Here is a 15,644-nt window from a genome sequence, read left to right on the forward strand (position 1 = left end):
CCGCGTGAGCGACGGGTCAGAAGCGTTCCAGCAGCCGTTCCAGATAGTCGATCTCTTCCTCGGTCCGTCCGGGCTCTGACAGTTTGCGCCGCAATTCGAGGATGAGCTCGCGCGCGCGTTCGGGGTCCGACAGGTCGGGAATGCCGATATCGCTGGATGGTGCCGGGGCGCCATAGGGCCGGCCGAGCGGGTCGACCTGCGCCTGCGTGCCGTTGCGGCCATTACCGGCGCGCTCGCCCTCGCTGCCTTCCTCGTCGCCCTGCTGGGCCTGCATGATCTGATCGGATATGCCGTCGGCCCCTTCGCGCAGGGCATCGAGCGCTTCCTGCTGGAAAGCCCCCGCCGCACCGAGATTGCCATTTTCCAGCGCTTCGGCGGCATCGGCCATGCGCTCGCGCGCCTCGCGGAACGAGCGGGCGACGTCCTCGCCATCGGCGTTGCCGCTCTCGGCCGTCGCATTGTCGAGATCCTCCAGCAAGTCATCGACGGCATTGCCGAGCTGCTGCTGCTGCTGCTGGAGCTCGGCGGCCGAGGGGGCCGTACCGCCGGACCCGTCCGGCGCCAATTGCTGGCGCTGGGCGTCGAAGGTGTCGTCGGCAAGGTCGCGCTGGCGGCCGATCAGGTCGCCGGTGCGCTGGGCCGCTTCGCCGCCTGCGCCCTGCTGGCCGCCTTCGCCGGACCCCTCGCCCTGTTGCTGGCCGCCGGACTGCTGCTGTCCGCCCGACTGGGACCCGCCGCCCTGCGTGATCTGCAGGTTCTGCAGCATCTGCTCCAGCTCCGACAGAAGCTGGCGGGCGGCGTTGTTGGCACCGCTGTCGGACAATTCGTTGATGGAATCGAGAATATCGTCGAGATCGCGGGCTTCGAGCTCCTGCGCTTCGCCCTCCCGGTTCGCCATGGACTGGCCTGACTCTGCGAGAGCCTGGATATAGTTCTGCATGGCCGAGCGCAGGTTCTCGACGAGGCGCTGGATTTCCGACTGGCTGGCACCACGCTCCAAGGCTTCGCGCAGGGCCTGCTGGGCGGCGGCCAGGGCACGGCGGGCAAGCTCCAGTGCCTGATCCTCAAGCTGCAGCGCCAGCGGCCAGAACTCGTCGATCAGATCACTGACATTCTCGCCGCGGCCATTGATGACGCCCCAATAGGCGGCGCGCAGCAGCAGATATTCGGTCGGCCGGTCGAAGAAGCGGTCCGGGGCGAAGGTCAGCGCGTCGAGGCTGCGGCTCGTCCGGGTCCAGCTATCCGGCGCAACGGCAAGATTGCGCCGTTCATGAATGATGGCCCGGGCGAGGGGGTTGTAGAAATCGCGCTCCGGCAGGGTGACGCTGACCGTCTCGGTTGTCGCTTCCTGTCCGGCGCCATCCTTGCCCAGAATCCGGAGGTTCACATCGAGACCGGCCCAGGGGTGGTCGGTCAGGGTCAGTTCGGCGGAGCGCACGCCATAGGCACCGGTCAGGCCGGAGACGGGCACGATCTCCTCATCGGCGGCGCGATTGGCGCTGATCGCGGGCGTGTCGAGCGGGCGGTCCTGATCGGGATCGAGGCTCATCACCGCGAAGCTTTCCGTGATGCCGTAATCGTCGTCGAGCTCGACGACCAGCCGCACGCGGCCTTCGTCCGTCGCAACGGGGTCCTCGGCGAAGTTGATCCGGGGGCGCTGGTCCGGGGCGACGACGACCGGCCAGCTGGCGCGGCGGCCATTGACGCTGAGGGTGATGGCGGCATTCTCGCCGAGGCTGGCCTCGCCGGTCAGGGCTGTTTCGCTGCGGGACAGGTCGGGGCTGAACCGGCCATCATTTGTCTCGACGACCAGTCTTGCCCGCCCGGGTCCGCGCCGGTCGGCACCATTGATACGGGCATGGAGGACCGAGCCCTCCGGCACGGCGATGCCGGGCTGGCTGCCCTCGGGATTGGCATCGGACTGGACGAGGATCACGGGCGCGCGGCCGGTATAGGCGGGCGGGTCGATCCACAGATCGACGGTCGCCGGGATCGACCCTGCCGGGCGCGGCGAGACCGCGTTCCAGAAGCGCGCGCCGAAATCCCCCCAGGCGATGAACGTGGCGAGGACCAGCAGCAGCAGCACGCCATAGCGCAGATTCCACGGGTCGATCCGGTCAGCCGTTGCGTGCGCCTTGTCGAGTTTTGCCGTGCCGGAGAGCTGGTCCATGCGCGACAGGTGCGCCCGCCACAGGGGGCTGTCCGAATCGGCCTGGCTGAATGGCCTGTCCTCGCGGGCGCGCAGGGCGGCGTGGGGCACCTTGCCGTCTTTCTCGAGCCGGTCGAGCGCTTCGGCCCGGCGCGGCCAGTCGAGGTCCTTCAAATCGCGAATCAGGAAAAACGCGCCGGCGCCAGCCAGTGCCGCCAGGACCGCATAATGAGCGATCCACGGCAGGAACTGCCACAGCTGAAACAGTGTCAGCAGCAGGAATGCCGCAACGGCACCGAGCGCTGGCAGCAGCGCCGGCCACAGCTTCTCAAGGAACAGGACCAGTTGCGCCCTGTATATCCGGGCCTCCGCAGCCCGTTCCTGCCGTGATAGTCTGGACTTGATCATGGTCATTAATCCTAGCGTTTACCGGCCTCCGGGTCGATTATCTTATCGGTCAGATTCGTATGGTTTTTCAGTCAATTAGGCATAAGGTGGAAAACATGGCCGCAGGCGTGTCACCAACCGGCCCGGCTCTTGCAGTCCAGAAGGTCCGTAAACCTTTTGTTAAGAATACCAACGAGCGGGGTCCGATCGCATGACTGCAGCAACAACAACGACAAAGAACGTCTGGCAGCGCTGGAAAAGGATCGCCCACCACGCCCGCGATGCCCGCAACGATCGCGCGTTGTTCATTGCCTCGGCCATCATCGCCATCCTCTACAATGTCATCGGCGCCCTCGACGTGATGTCGACCCTGGCCGGGCTGCAGATGCAGGCAGGCACGGAGGCGAACCCGTTCCTGCGGGTGTTGATGGAGTCGCTGCATAATGGCTGGGTATTGGCCAAGCTGGGCCTGCAGCTGATCGCGTCGGCCATGATCCTGTGGTTCCCGCACCGGCTGGTGCTCGGCATGTTCTCCGTCGCCGTCCTGCTGACCGCGATCACCGTGTGGAACAATTTCCACGTGATCGGCGTGCTGTAGGCACCGTCGGTCCCTTATTCTTTCCGGGTTGGGCGGTTCCAGTAGATGACATTGGGGCTGCCTGAGTTGGCGACGAGGATGTCGGGCCAGGCGTCGCCGGTGATATCGACCGTCTTGATGTCGTAGGTGTCGCCTTCATCGCCGGCGATGGCGATGATCTCGAAGCCATCCGCCCGGTTCAGATAGAGACTGTTCGTGCCCTCATTGCCGAAGACCGCGTCGGGGCGGCCATCCTGATCGATATCGGCGATGGCAATGGCGGCTGAGGCTTCATCCGCAGGGCCGATGGCAACCGACCGGTCGAAATTTCCGGCATCATTGTAGAAGATCCGGTTCGGGCCTGTGAGCACGGCGGCCACAAGATCCATGTCGCCATCGCCATCCATGTCGGCCGCCGCGACCGCGCGGGACTGCTGGTCTTCGCCGCCGAGCAGCACGGGGTCAGCGAAACCATCCCCCTGATTGATGAGCACGGCGAGGGTCGCGCCGCCGCGAAGCGTGAAGACGATGTCGTCGAGGCCATCGGCATTCAAGTCCGCGACCTCGACGCCGACGGCATTGCCCTCAAAGATCACTTCAGTCTGCGGACCATCCAGCAGCGGGCCGAAGGCGATGAAACTGCCGTCGCCCCTGTCGGTCAGCACGGCGTCGATGATGCCGTCGGCGTTGAAGTCGCCGGTGGCGATGTCGCGGGCCGAGCCGGGTACACCGAACTCGACAGTCAGACCGAGGCCGCCCTTGCCGTCATTGACGTAGACAGCGGGCGCGAGAAGGTCGCGGGCGACCACGAGATCGATATCACCGTCCCCGTCGACATCGGCCGGGCTGGCGCCATAGCCGGTGGTGCGCATCGCGCCGATATTTGCAGCTGCGGGGAAGCGGCCGGCGCCATTGTTGAACATGACCACATCCTGACCCGGCCAGTGACGGCCATTGATGACGGCCATGTCGGTGTCGCCGTCAGCGTCGAAATCGGCCATGCCGAGACCGGCGGTCAGCTCGTCACCGCCGCCGAAGATCAGGAAATAATCTTCGGTCATCAGAATGCGATCATCGCCGATGGCGGTCGTGAATTGTTCCGCAGACGCCAGTGATGGTACGAGCGCCGCGATGATGGCGATGATGGAAATGCGGCGATTCATGGAATGATACACTGGCGGTCCTCCCGTTGTGCGGCCACACTGGGGAATGTGCCGGGGGAATACCAGCACTATACCCAGTCGGGGACATCCTCGCGGGCGATCATCTCGTCATAGGTCGGGCGCCGGCGGATGATTGCGTGCCGGTCGCCATCGACGAGTAATTCCGGTGCCAGCGGCCGGGTGTTGTACTCATTCCCCTGTACGGCGCCATAGGCCCCGGCGGTCAGGAAGGCGACGAGATCGCCGGGCTTGAGCGGCGGCATGTCGCGGTTGCGGGCGAAACGGTCGGTCGATTCGCAGACAGGGCCGACTATGTCGATCAGGCTTGTGCCGACGCCTTCGGCCGGTTCGGTCACGGGGATGATATCGTGCCAGGCATCGTAGAGCGCCGGGCGGATCAGATCGTTCATGCCGCAGTCGAGAATGGCGAAATGGCGGCCTTCATTTTCCTTCAGATAGGTGACGCGGGCGACGAGGATACCGGCATTGCCTGCGATCATCCGGCCCGGCTCGAAGATCAGCTGGAGGTCGAGATGGCTCGCCGTCTCGTGGATGACCTTGGCATAGTCAAGCGGATGGGGCGGGGGCGGGGTGGCGTCCTGGTGGTGATAGGGCACGCCGAGGCCGCCGCCGAGATCGAGCCGGCGGATGTCGTGGCCCTGGTCGCGCAGCGTACTGACGAGGGCGGCAACTTTCGAAAACGCCGAACCGAAAGGGGCAAGGTCCGTGATCTGCGAGCCGATATGCACGTCGACGCCGCTGACATCGATGCCTTCCATGGTCGCTGCCCTGGCATAGACGTCCGCCGCGATCGACCACGAGATGCCGAACTTGTCGGTCTTGCGTCCGGTGGAGATCTTGTCATGGGAGCCGGCGGCAACGTCCGGGTTGACGCGCAGGGCCACGGGTGCCCTGACGTTCATCGAGCGGGCAACCTCGTCGAGGGCGATCAGCTCGGCTTCGGATTCGACATTGAACTGGCAGATCCCTGCCTTCAGGGCGTCGGCCATCTCGGCGCGGGTCTTGCCGACGCCGGAGAAGACGATTTTCTCGCCGGGAATACCGGCCCTCAGGGCACGGAACAGCTCGCCGCCGGAGACGACGTCCGCGCCCGCGCCAAGCTTTGCAAGCAGGGAGAGGACGGCGACATTGGACAGTGACTTGACCGAGAAGGCGACCAGCGTGTCCTGCCCCTTGAAGGCATCGGCGAAGACTGAATAGTGCCGGCGCAGGGTCGCCGCCGAATAGCAATAGAACGGCGTGCCGATCTCGCCGGCAAGACGGTCGAGCGGAATGTCTTCGGCGTGGAGGACGCCGTCGCGGTATTCAAAATGATGCATCGAGCAGCCTTATTCGGATTCGTCCTGCATTTCGCCCGGCGGGGGCGGGACTTCGAGCTCGGCTTTCTTGCCGCAGGCGGCGAGAACGAGGCAGGCGGTGAGCAGTAGGAGAAGCTGTTTCATGATGCGGGTCCTTTCATCAGCTCTTTCCAGCGGGCGATCTGCGCCCGGACATTGTCGGGGGCCGTGCCCCCATAGGAGGTACGCGAGGCGACGGAATGGTCGACGGTCAGTACCGAGAAGACATCGGCGGCGATTTCGCCGTGCACGGATTGCATATCGTCGAGCGATAGCTCGGCGAGGTCGCAGCCCTTTTCCTCGGCGATGGCGACGAGGGCGCCGGTGACGTGATGGGCGTCGCGGAAGGGCAGGTTCAATTCGCGCACCAGCCAGTCGGCCAGGTCGGTGGCCGTCGAAAAACCGTGACCGGCGGCAGCGCGCATGCGGGCCTCGTTGACGCTCATGCCGCTGACCATGCCTGCCATGGCGCGGAGGCACAGTTCCAGCGCATCGAAGGCATCGAAGGTCTGTTCCTTGTCTTCCTGCATGTCCTTGGAATAGGCCAGCGGCAGGCCCTTCAGCATGATCATCAGCCCGTTGAGATCGCCGATGATGCGGGCGACCTTGGCGCGGCACAGCTCCGCCGCATCCGGGTTGCGCTTTTGCGGCATGATCGAGGAGCCGGTGGAGTAATCGTCGGGCAGGCGGATGAAGTTGAACTGGGCCGTGCACCAGATGACGATTTCCTCGGCCAGCCGCGAGATGTGCATGGCGCTGATCGCGGCGGCGGAGACGGCCTCCACGGCGAAATCGCGGGCGGACACCGTATCGAGCGAGTTCGCTGTCGGCCGGTCGAAGGCGAGCGCCGCGGCGGTGGCGTCGCGGTCGATCGGGAAGGACGTGCCGGCCAGCGCTGCGGCGCCGAGCGGGCATTCATTCATGCGATTGACCGCATCGGTGAAGCGCTGGCGGTCGCGGGCGAACATCTCGACATAGGCCATGCAGTGATGACCGAAGGTGACGGGCTGGGCCGTCTGCAGATGGGTGAAGCCGGGCATGACCGTGGCAGCGTGTCGCTCTGCCTGGCCGAGCAGCGCCTTTTGCAGGTCGGCCAGCAGGGCATCCATGCGCAGGCAGGCGGTGCGCACCCACAGGCGGAAATCCGTCGCGACCTGGTCGTTGCGCGAGCGGGCCGTGTGCAGGCGGCCTGCCGGTTCGCCGATGATCTCCTTCAGGCGTGCCTCGACATTCATGTGAATGTCTTCCAGTGCGGCGGAAAAGGGGAAGGACCCTTCCTCGATCTCGGCGGCGACCTGTTCAAGGCCGGTCTCGATGGCGGCCAGATCATCGCTGGAGATGATCCCCTGGGCGGCGAGCATGCGCGCATGGGCGCGCGAGCCCATGATGTCCTCGCGCCACAGACGACGATCGACGTCGATGGAGGCGTTGATCGCTTCCATGATCGCAGAGGGACCTGCGGCGAAGCGCCCGCCCCACATCTGGTTTCCGGTCTTTTTCTCGGTCATGGCGTCCTATATAGCGAAATGACAGCGCCATGATAGAGCCTTCTCGGCGCGAAATGGCATAATGGGTCAGGAAATGTTGGATTCTGAAAACAAACAGCCAAGCGGTTTCTCCAAATATCTTCAGCCACGCTTCCTCCTGCTGGTCTGGATGGGGCTCGGGGCAATATTCCTGGCCTTCATCTCGATCAGCGCGATGATTCCGTCCGATGCGCCACGCCCCGGCACGGTGCCGGTCGGCAGCCACAGGGTGGGCGGCGAGATGGCGGATTTCACGCCCGCCTTCCCGCCACGCAGGGCGCCCCAGGTGGCGTTCACCGGGCCCGGCGGACAGGTCAGCCTTGCCGATTTCCGCGGTCAGGTGGTGCTGGTCAATCTGTGGGCGACATGGTGCGCGCCCTGTCTCGAGGAAATGCCGTCTCTCAACGCTTTGCAAAAGAAGATGGGCGGGGACGATTTCCAGGTCGTGGCCATTGCCGCCGAACCGCGGGCCGAGGAAAAGGCGCTGCGTTTTTTCGATGAACACGGCATCGACACGCTCGATCTCTATTCCGATCCGCTGCTGAGCTTCGCCACGACGATGGGCGGCTCGACAGCGCTGCCGGTCTCCGTGCTTTACGACGCGAAGGGCAATGAGATTGGCCGTCTGGTCGGCGGCGCCGACTGGGCCAGCGACGATGCGGTGAACCTGATCAATGCCGCCATTGCGGGCAGAGAAATCAAGGGCTGAAATCAAGCGCTGAAATCAGATGGTGAAATCCGGAAGGGCGCGCGCGGCGTCACTGGACTTCAGGCCTGATTCACGCGACAAGTGTGCCCGGTAAGGCACTGCCATTTCCTGGCGGTTGAGAGGAATGTCATCTTGTTGCGGCGAAGGGTCGCCGGACAGGCCGGGCACGAGGGAGTTTACACATGAAGACTGGATTTTTCCGCCGCACGCTGCTCGCCAGCGCCTGTGTTTCGCTGTTCGTCGTCGCTGGCTGCGGCGATGACGAGGGAGACGGCACGCAGACCGGCTCCGCCATCGAGAATGCTGCCGGCTCCGCGCTGATCGATATCACTGCCGGGTCGCCGATCGACAAGCCGTTTCGCATCTCCAATGGCGATGCCGGCGATCTTGCCCGGTTCAACGCGCTGATGGACAGCGCTGATTCGGCGCCTTTCCAGGTCGGTAATGCCGCATTCGACGACAATCTCGGCGCGCTGGTTCTGACGGGTATCTCGAATACCGAGGAGGGCCGCGTCTTCACCATCGGCCGGGCCGAGCTGTTCGATGTCAATTTCGACTATCTCGAAGCGCTGCGGGCCGAAGAAACGGTGACCGGGCTGCAGGAAGTCTTCCGCAAGGTGCGCCTGTACGACGTCTCCCTGTCCGGACATGAGACGCTGGAGTTCAACGGCACGATCGACGTCGCCGCCGTCGAATTCGACCGTATGCAGATGGACAGCGCCATGGCGGGCGAAGATCCGCTGTCGGGCGAGGGCTTCAGCCTCGGCGGGTTCTTCCTCAAGGACCTCGCCGCCGAGGGTGTCGGTGACGAGACGATGTCGTTCGGCTTTGCCGTCGACGATCTGCGCCTGTCCGATCTGGCACGCGGTGCCGTCGGGCCGATGGTGTTCAAGAACCTGGAATATACTGTCGAGCAGGATGTCGAGGCGATGATCGCCGAGCTGGAAAATGCCGACGGCGGTGCCGGGCCGATGGCATATTTTCTCGACACGCCGTTTCGCGACATGTTCTTCCCGGCCGAGCAGCGTATCGTCATGGCCGCCGGCAAATGGGACGGCATGAACCTGTCCGGCGTGCTCGATGCCGCCGCCAATGAAGAATTGCCGTCAATCGACGAAGACGGGCTTGTGTCCTTCGGCAAATTCGAGACCGCCGACATGGAAAGCTGGATCAACGGCAAGCGGTATTCCTACACGGAATATGCGATGATGGAGCCGGTCGAGTTCGCCTGGCTGATCCCGTCGAAAATCCGCATGACCTCGCGTGGCTCGGTCGCCGACATGACGGCGCTGGTCGATGAGAGCGAAACGGAGATGCTGGCTATCCTGCGCGAGCACGGCTTCGACGATCTGCCGTCAGAGGGCGAGTTCCTGTGGACTTATGATCCCGATGAAGGCGCGGCGGCGCTGACCTATGACGTCGATATGCCGGGCCATGCCGCGATCGATGTGAACTACGCCGTGTCCGGGCTGACGCTGCAGCAGGTCAACACGGCGATCACGACGCAGAACCCGCTGCTGCTGGCCGGTCTTTCCATCGATGGCATGACGATCCGGTTCGACGACGAGAAACTGCTCGATGGCATCATGGCGATTGCGGCCCATGAGACCGACCAGACGCCGGAAGAGCTGCGCGCAAGCCTGCCGGCGCTGATCGCGCTGGGCTCGTCCCAGGCCTCGCAAATGGTGCCGGAAGTCAGTGACTATGCCGCATCGCTGACCACGTTCCTGACCGAGGGCGGGACGCTGGAGATCGCCATGTCGCCGGAAAGCCCGGTGCCGCTGATGACGCTGGGCCTGTTGTCCCAGACCTCGCCGCAGATGATCCCCTCGACGCTCGCCCTGACGGTGACGCACGAGGAATAGGCGGCTGTTCGCTTATGTCGGTTCGGCGACCCGTTTCGGGCGCCGGCCGGCGCCAAGCGCGTCGAGGCTGAAGACGATCACTGCGACCCAGATGAAGCCGAAGCAAATGGCATGGGCGGTGGTGAAGGTTTCGCCGTAATACAGCCCGACACAGAATTGCAGGGTCGGCCCGAGAAACTGCATGAAGCCGATGGTCGACAGCTTCAGCCGCCGCGCCGAGATCGCGAAAAACAGGAGCGGGATGACCGTCAGCGGCCCGGCCAGCAACAGCAGCCCGATCGTGCCGGGCGCCGACGGCACGAAGGCAGATGCGCCCTGCAGTTCGAGCCAGACCCAGAAACCGATGGCGGGCAGGAGCAGCCAGATCGTCTCGATGAACAGGCCCGGCATGGCGCCGATCTGCACGGTCTTCCTCAGATAGCCATAGAAGGTGAAGCTGATCGCGAGGACGAAGGAAATCCACGGGAAGACGCCGCCATAGATGGTCAGCACGCTGACGCCGATGGCGGCAAGCGCGACGGCGGCGATCTGGCCGCGGCGCAGCACTTCGCGGTTCACGATCACGCCGACGAGCACGAACATCAGCGGGTTGATGTAATAGCCGAGGCTCGCCTGGAAGATCCGGTCGGTCTGCACGGTCCAGATATAGACGCCCCAATTGACGGCGATGAAGGCGGCGGTGATGCCCATGCCGCGCAGGGCGCGCCAGTCCGTGAACGCCTTGCGCACCTCCGGCCACTGGCTGCGCAGGGTGAGGATCAGCGCGCCGACGGGCACCGCCCAGATGATGCGGTGGGCGAGCACTTCGGTCGCCGCGACCGGGCCCAGCACCTTGAAATAGATCGGCAGGAAGCCCCACAGCGTATAGGCGGCAAGGCCCGCAATCAGGCCGGTCCTGATGTTTTCATCGTGCTCTTGCGGCGATTGCATGCCTGCCTCCGGTCCTGACGCCTTACCGGCATAACAACGCCGGTGTCGCACACCGTCCCGAAAACAGCCGTCAAACTCGATCGGGGACTGATGGAGGCCTCATAGAGCGCGCCACCGCCTCTGTGAAGCCGCCCCGGACAGGCGCTGATCACATCTGAGGGCGCAATGGTATCGGGCAGATGGGGAGGGCGCCTATTCGCTCATATTGCCCTTCGCCGGGATGCCGCCATTCTCTTTCAGCATGCGGGCAAAATGGATGACGTTCCAGCTCATCGTCTGGCACATATTGGTGGTGAAATCATTGCCGCCGGCGGCGATATAGGACGGGCCGGGGCCGGCCTCGCCGACCCAGTAGACATCCGACTGGGGCGGGATGGTGAAGCCGACATGCTGGAGCGAATAGAGGATGTTGCGGCAGACATGCTTGCCGCCATCCTCATTGCCGGTGACCATGGCTGCGCCGACCTGGCCGTAATAGGCGTACTGGCCCTTGTCATTGGTCTCGGCGGAATGGGCGTAGAGCCGCTCGATCACTTTCGTGGTCAGGGAGGACATCTCGCCGAGCCAGATCGGCGAGCCGATGATCAGGATGTTGGCGTCGCGGACCATGGGGTAAATCTCCCCGGTCCACTCATCTTCATGTTTCGGGTCCATCACCGCGTCGATCTTCTTGTCGGCGATGCGGACGAGTTCCGTCTCGATGCCCTGATCGCCGAGGATCGCCATCGATTCCTTCATCAGCGCCTCGGTGTTCGACTGGTCGGAGGAGGATTTCAGCGAGCAGTTGAGATACAGCGCCTTGATCGTGTCGCGGGTGAGGAAGTCGTCGGCCATCGGGGTCTCCTTGTCGGTGCGTTTCGGTCAGCCAACACGAAGAGTGCCGATTGGTTGCGGAAGTCGCCGCTGCTTGACCGGGACGGGCGGGGGAAGTAGCAACGCGGGAGACGATTTTTCAGACAGGACCTGACCCGTGAGCCATTCTGCCGCCGCCAACGAGAACAATGACGCCAGCGCGAAGCCGCTGTCCTTTCAGGACCTGATCCTGACGCTGCAGCGCTACTGGTCGGACCAGGGCTGCGTCATCCTGCAGCCTTACGACATGGAGATGGGGGCAGGGACTTTCCACCCGGCAACGACGCTGCGCTCGCTCGGGCCGAAGCCGTGGAAGGCCGCCTATGTCCAGCCCTGCCGCCGCCCGACCGACGGGCGCTATGGTGCCAACCCGAACCGGTTCCAGCATTACTACCAGTTCCAGGTCGCGCTGAAACCGAGCCCGGACAATATCCAGGAGCTCTATCTCGGCTCGCTCGACGCGATCGGCGTCGACCGCTCCGTGCACGATATCCGCTTCGTCGAGGATGACTGGGAAAGCCCGACGCTGGGCGCCTGGGGCCTTGGCTGGGAAGTCTGGTGCGACGGCATGGAAGTGACGCAGTTCACCTACTTCCAGCAGGTCGGCGGCTTCGATTGCAAGCCGGTGACCGGCGAGATCACCTATGGCCTGGAGCGCCTCGCCATGTATGTGCAGGGCGTCGACAATGGCTTCGACCTGGCCTTCAACGATGAAGGCGTGACTTATGGCGATGTGTTCCACCAGCAGGAAGTTGAATTCTCCGGCTATAATTTCGAACTGGCGAACACGGACGATCTGCTCGACCAGTTCAGGGAGGCCGAGACAGCCTGTCTGCGCATCATCGAGGCGGGCAGGGACAAGGGCGTCTCCTATGCGCTGCCGGCCTATGACCAGTGCATCAAGGCGAGCCATCTGTTCAACCTCCTCGATGCCCGCGGCGTCATCTCCGTCGCCGAGCGCCAGTCCTACATCCTGCGCGTGCGCACGCTGGCCAAGGCCTGTTGCGAGGCGTGGCTGGCGAGCCCGATGGGCCGGGGCGAGGGCGCCGGCATCGTCGATTTCGCGGCGGAATAGACCGGCGAATAATCCTTCCCAATTCCTTGCGGCTGCGACATTCTGTTCCTACCTGTAGTGTAAGGGAGGAACGCCATGTCGCTTGGAAATCTGGCTCTGGCCATCATCTGCGTCGTCGCGGCGCTCTACGTCATCGTGCTGATTACCGGCATGATCGCGATCTGGCCGTTCGGCATCATCGGCCTCATCGCGCTGGGGCTTTGCGGCTTCGGTCTGTTCAAGGTCGTCCGCGACAAGCTGACGGACAAGGAAAACCGTCATTACGAAGACAATATCAACGAGTAAGAGCCAAAGAAGAGGGACCGCCATGATCGTCGCCACTACAGAAACCATTCAGGGCCGCGCCATTATCGAGACGATTGGCATATGCCGGGGCAATGTCATCCGTGCCCGCCATGTCGGCAACGACATCGTCGCCGGACTGCGCAATATCGTCGGCGGGGAAGTCAACGAATATACCAAGATGATGGCCGAAGCGCGTGAGCAGGCCTATGACCGCATGGTCAAGCATGCGGAGAGCCTCGGCGCCGACGCAATCGTCGGTATGCGCTTCACCACTTCGACCGTCACCCAGGGCGCGGCGGAAATCCTCGCCTTCGGCACGGCGGTGAAACTGGCACCCGCAGGCACGGCGGCTGAGGCGCCTGACGCGCAGGCCTTCATGACGAAAGCGTGACGGGGCAGAGCAGCCAGATCGCAGCGATGCGGGCCTCGCGCCCCTGTGCATCATGGATGGCGTCGCCCAGAAGATAGAGCGCGATGATGGAGGCCGCGCCCGCCCAGTGCAGGGCGATGGATATCCAGCCATATCTCTCTTTGGTGTCTCTCAGCGATGCCATCTGTCCACCTCCTAATACGTCGCTGTCCAGCGGATCGCGAGTTTGGCATTGCGGCCGGGGGCGAGCACGCCGGCAAAACTGCGCTCATAGGCTTCGTCGAACACATTGTCGAACCCGGCATCGATGCGCAGGCCGGCGAGAGACCCGGTGGCCGGTGCCCATGACGCATAGATATCGCTGACGAGATAGCCGTCGCGTTCCTGCGCCGGATCGTTGACCTTGTCATGATCGGCGGCGAGTTCTGTCCGTATGCCAATCTTCGTGTCGATCTCCGGGAATTTCACGCCCCAGTTGACGTTCAGCCGGTTGGGCGACAGGATGCCGACATACTCTCCGGTATCGCGGTTCTCGCCGTCGATGCTGGAGAAATTGACCGAGGCGAAATAGCGGGCATTGTCGTAATCGGCTTCCAGTTCCCAGCCTTCCAGCCTCGCGTTGGCGACATTGGCATAGTTGGACGTGCCCGCATTGCAGGCGCTGGCGCCGGGGGCGAAACATCCGGGGGAAAAGGCGAAATCGACATTGAGGTCGATCAGATTGTCCACGTCCGAGGCATAATACCCCGCCTTTACCTGCAAGCTGTCGGCTGGTGCGAACAGGCCGGCAAATTGCACACCGCCGCCGATTTCCCAGCTGGTCGATTCCTCCGACTGAAGGTCAGGGTTCGGAATGAAAGAATTCTCCGCTTCGACGCCCGGGCCGAGGGGGATGACGAAATGGATGTCGTCGGCGAACAGTTCGTTGAAGGAGGGGGCACGGAACGCCTCGGCATAATTGGCGTAGAGCAGTGCCCATTGCGCCGGGCGCCAGGCAAGACCGGCCTTGGCCGATGTCGCATCATCCTCGATTTCCAGATCGTCAGCAGGCGAGCTCGATGAGAAGCTGTCATGGCGCACGGCAGGGATGAAGGAGAACCGGCCGATACCGGTCTCGATGTCCAGTTCTGCCTGGGCGAACAGGCTGGTCGTCTCGGCACTCGCATCGGGCACGCCGCCGCGCGTGCCGTCGGCCGTGTTATTGTCCGTCCCCGTCTGTTCATCCTCGTAATATTCCCCGCCATAGGTGACGGTCAGGCTGGCGGCGGGGGACAAGGCAAAGCGGCTGCGATTGTCGAAGACGATGCCGGTGCTCTCGACCGTGCGGCCGATCGTGCGATCGCTGTCGACCTCGTCCTCATCGACGGAGGCTTCATTGGCGTAGAGGATCAGCCCCGCATCGACGAGATTGTTACCTGCCGGGTTGAAGGAGAGGGCGCCGCGCCAGCTGTCGCTGCGGATTTCCTTTTCGACCAGATCGCCTTCATTGGCGCCCTGACCATTATTCGGCTCGACGGCGTCATCGGTATAGCCGTTCCAGCTTGCCTCGAGCCGCAGGGCCTGTGTCAGCCGGGCCGAGCCCTTGACCAGACCGGACAGGAGTTCGTCGTCAGCGGTCAGGTCAAGGCCATTCCCGAGGCTGATATCTCCGGCCTCACGCCGGGTCAGGGACGCCAGACCATCGAACCGTCCGTCAGCGGAGCGGCCGAAGACAGTGCCGCCCAGCCGGCTCTCGCCATTGACATCCTGATAACCTGCGCCGAGGCGATAGCCGAACCGCTCGCCCTCGCCCAGCAGGTGGGAGGCGTCGAGCGTGCGCAGGGCGATCACGCCGCCCAGCGCGCCGGACCCGTACAGCGCTGAGCTTGGCCCGCGCACGACGTCAGCCTGGGCGACGAGATCGGGCTCGATGAAGAACCGGCCGTCATGACCGGAGATGAAGCTCTGGCGCACGCCGTCGAACAGGATGACCACGCCTTCGCCCTCTATGCCGCGGATCGAGGGGGTCTCGCCCGTGCGCCGCGGCCCGCCATCGAAACGGACACCGGGCTCTTCATCGAATATGTCGGCAATGGAGGAGGCGAGCTTGTCCTCGATCTCTTCGGTGGTGATGACCGAAACCGAGCCCGGATAATCGAAGGCCGGCATCGGATTGCGGGTGGCCGTGATGGTGAAAACCTCGCCGGAATAGGCCAGGTCCGTGACTGTCTGGTCCTTGCCGGTTCCACTCTCCCGGGCTTGCGCAGGCTCCTGATCGGCAGCGCTTGCCGTGGCAGGCAGTGAAGACAGGACGGCGCCGAGCGCCAGGGCGGTCGTGGTGAGCAGACGCTGTTTCATGATGACCCCTCATCGAAAATTGTTGCGAACGATTATCAGTTTCATAACAGGCAAAATCCAA

General features: G+C 63.8%; 15 protein-coding genes. 6 read left to right on the forward strand and 9 right to left on the reverse strand.

Going from position 1 to position 15,644, the window contains the following annotated elements:
* Positions 1-16: 16 nt before the first annotated feature.
* Entirely contained in the window at positions 17-2,557 is a 2,541-nt protein-coding gene (locus tag IEV88_RS01590; protein WP_188159545.1) for a TIGR02302 family protein, read from the reverse strand.
* 190 nt (positions 2,558-2,747) lie between these two features.
* Here IEV88_RS01590 and IEV88_RS01595 point away from each other — a divergent pair, with 190 nt between their 5' ends.
* Positions 2,748-3,134 (forward strand): DUF5658 family protein, encoded by a 387-nt coding sequence (locus IEV88_RS01595; RefSeq protein WP_188159546.1) that lies wholly within the window; start codon positions 2,748-2,750, stop codon positions 3,132-3,134.
* A gap of 14 nt (positions 3,135-3,148) precedes the next feature.
* Here IEV88_RS01595 and IEV88_RS01600 read toward each other — a convergent pair whose 3' ends face one another.
* The 4 genes from IEV88_RS01600 to argH are packed head-to-tail and all read right to left on the reverse strand — an operon-like array spanning position 3,149 to position 7,142.
* Positions 3,149-4,288, reverse strand: a complete 1,140-nt coding sequence (locus tag IEV88_RS01600; RefSeq protein WP_188159547.1) for an FG-GAP repeat domain-containing protein — start codon at positions 4,286-4,288, stop codon at positions 3,149-3,151.
* Positions 4,289-4,344: 56 nt separating this feature from the next.
* Positions 4,345-5,616, reverse strand: a complete 1,272-nt coding sequence (lysA, locus tag IEV88_RS01605; protein ID WP_188159548.1) for a diaminopimelate decarboxylase — start codon at positions 5,614-5,616, stop codon at positions 4,345-4,347.
* A gap of 9 nt (positions 5,617-5,625) precedes the next feature.
* Positions 5,626-5,739 (reverse strand): LPS translocon maturation chaperone LptM, encoded by a 114-nt coding sequence (locus IEV88_RS15405; RefSeq protein ID WP_444541742.1) that lies wholly within the window; start codon positions 5,737-5,739, stop codon positions 5,626-5,628.
* Entirely contained in the window at positions 5,736-7,142 is a 1,407-nt protein-coding gene (gene argH / locus IEV88_RS01610; RefSeq protein WP_188159549.1) for an argininosuccinate lyase, read from the reverse strand. The genes IEV88_RS15405 and argH overlap by 4 nt, the downstream gene beginning before the upstream one ends.
* Before the next feature lie 73 nt (positions 7,143-7,215).
* Between argH and IEV88_RS01615 the strand changes: the two genes are divergently transcribed.
* Both IEV88_RS01615 and IEV88_RS01620 read left to right on the forward strand, forming a co-directional pair.
* Complete coding sequence (locus IEV88_RS01615) at positions 7,216-7,869, forward strand: TlpA disulfide reductase family protein (protein WP_188159550.1); 654 nt, start codon at positions 7,216-7,218, stop codon at positions 7,867-7,869.
* Between the two features lie 182 nt (positions 7,870-8,051).
* Positions 8,052-9,734, forward strand: coding sequence for an aq_1923 C-terminal domain (locus IEV88_RS01620; RefSeq protein ID WP_188159551.1), 1,683 nt, complete (start codon positions 8,052-8,054; stop codon positions 9,732-9,734).
* A 12-nt stretch (positions 9,735-9,746) separates the two neighbouring features.
* Here IEV88_RS01620 and rarD read toward each other — a convergent pair whose 3' ends face one another.
* Both rarD and IEV88_RS01630 read right to left on the reverse strand, forming a co-directional pair.
* A complete protein-coding gene (gene rarD, locus IEV88_RS01625) occupies positions 9,747-10,664 on the reverse strand; it encodes an EamA family transporter RarD (RefSeq protein WP_188159552.1) in 918 nt (305 codons plus the stop codon).
* Positions 10,665-10,856: 192 nt separating this feature from the next.
* Positions 10,857-11,498 (reverse strand): flavodoxin family protein, encoded by a 642-nt coding sequence (locus IEV88_RS01630; RefSeq protein WP_194420189.1) that lies wholly within the window; start codon positions 11,496-11,498, stop codon positions 10,857-10,859.
* A 136-nt stretch (positions 11,499-11,634) separates the two neighbouring features.
* Here IEV88_RS01630 and IEV88_RS01635 point away from each other — a divergent pair, with 136 nt between their 5' ends.
* The 3 genes from IEV88_RS01635 (at position 11,635) to IEV88_RS01645 (ending at position 13,267) form a co-directional block, all read left to right on the forward strand.
* On the forward strand, positions 11,635-12,591 hold the full coding sequence (locus IEV88_RS01635; RefSeq protein ID WP_188159553.1) for a glycine--tRNA ligase subunit alpha: 957 nt from the start codon (positions 11,635-11,637) through the stop codon (positions 12,589-12,591).
* A gap of 75 nt (positions 12,592-12,666) precedes the next feature.
* Positions 12,667-12,876 carry a hypothetical protein gene (locus IEV88_RS01640; RefSeq protein ID WP_188159554.1) on the forward strand — a complete coding sequence of 70 codons (210 nt, stop codon included), beginning with the start codon at positions 12,667-12,669 and terminating at the stop codon, positions 12,874-12,876.
* A gap of 22 nt (positions 12,877-12,898) precedes the next feature.
* Positions 12,899-13,267 carry a YbjQ family protein gene (locus tag IEV88_RS01645; protein WP_188159555.1) on the forward strand — a complete coding sequence of 123 codons (369 nt, stop codon included), beginning with the start codon at positions 12,899-12,901 and terminating at the stop codon, positions 13,265-13,267.
* Here IEV88_RS01645 and IEV88_RS01650 read toward each other — a convergent pair.
* Both IEV88_RS01650 and IEV88_RS01655 read right to left on the reverse strand, forming a co-directional pair.
* A complete protein-coding gene (locus tag IEV88_RS01650) occupies positions 13,251-13,430 on the reverse strand; it encodes a hypothetical protein (protein WP_188159556.1) in 180 nt (59 codons plus the stop codon). The genes IEV88_RS01645 and IEV88_RS01650 overlap by 17 nt on opposite strands.
* 11 nt (positions 13,431-13,441) lie before the next feature.
* Entirely contained in the window at positions 13,442-15,583 is a 2,142-nt protein-coding gene (locus IEV88_RS01655) for a TonB-dependent hemoglobin/transferrin/lactoferrin family receptor (RefSeq protein WP_188159557.1), read from the reverse strand.
* Positions 15,584-15,644 lie beyond the last annotated feature (61 nt).

The sequence above is a fragment of the Aquisalinus flavus genome, assembly GCF_014640095.1.
GTDB classification, from domain to species: domain Bacteria; phylum Pseudomonadota; class Alphaproteobacteria; order Caulobacterales; family Parvularculaceae; genus Aquisalinus; species Aquisalinus flavus.

What these genes read in the sequence shown, in the direction of transcription:
- IEV88_RS01590 (WP_188159545.1), bottom strand. Translation starts at nt 2,557, where the DNA reads ATGATCAAGTCCAGACTATCACGGCAGGAACGGGCTGCGGAGGCCCGG.
- IEV88_RS01595 (WP_188159546.1), top strand. Translation starts at nt 2,748, where the DNA reads ATGACTGCAGCAACAACAACGACAAAGAACGTCTGGCAGCGCTGGAAA.
- lysA (WP_188159548.1), bottom strand. Translation starts at nt 5,616, where the DNA reads ATGCATCATTTTGAATACCGCGACGGCGTCCTCCACGCCGAAGACATT.
- IEV88_RS15405 (WP_444541742.1), bottom strand. Translation starts at nt 5,739, where the DNA reads ATGAAACAGCTTCTCCTACTGCTCACCGCCTGCCTCGTTCTCGCCGCC.
- argH (WP_188159549.1), bottom strand. Translation starts at nt 7,142, where the DNA reads ATGACCGAGAAAAAGACCGGAAACCAGATGTGGGGCGGGCGCTTCGCC.
- IEV88_RS01615 (WP_188159550.1), top strand. Translation starts at nt 7,216, where the DNA reads ATGTTGGATTCTGAAAACAAACAGCCAAGCGGTTTCTCCAAATATCTT.
- IEV88_RS01620 (WP_188159551.1), top strand. Translation starts at nt 8,052, where the DNA reads ATGAAGACTGGATTTTTCCGCCGCACGCTGCTCGCCAGCGCCTGTGTT.
- rarD (WP_188159552.1), bottom strand. Translation starts at nt 10,664, where the DNA reads ATGCAATCGCCGCAAGAGCACGATGAAAACATCAGGACCGGCCTGATT.
- IEV88_RS01630 (WP_194420189.1), bottom strand. Translation starts at nt 11,498, where the DNA reads ATGGCCGACGACTTCCTCACCCGCGACACGATCAAGGCGCTGTATCTC.
- IEV88_RS01640 (WP_188159554.1), top strand. Translation starts at nt 12,667, where the DNA reads ATGTCGCTTGGAAATCTGGCTCTGGCCATCATCTGCGTCGTCGCGGCG.
- IEV88_RS01645 (WP_188159555.1), top strand. Translation starts at nt 12,899, where the DNA reads ATGATCGTCGCCACTACAGAAACCATTCAGGGCCGCGCCATTATCGAG.
- IEV88_RS01650 (WP_188159556.1), bottom strand. Translation starts at nt 13,430, where the DNA reads ATGGCATCGCTGAGAGACACCAAAGAGAGATATGGCTGGATATCCATC.
- IEV88_RS01655 (WP_188159557.1), bottom strand. Translation starts at nt 15,583, where the DNA reads ATGAAACAGCGTCTGCTCACCACGACCGCCCTGGCGCTCGGCGCCGTC.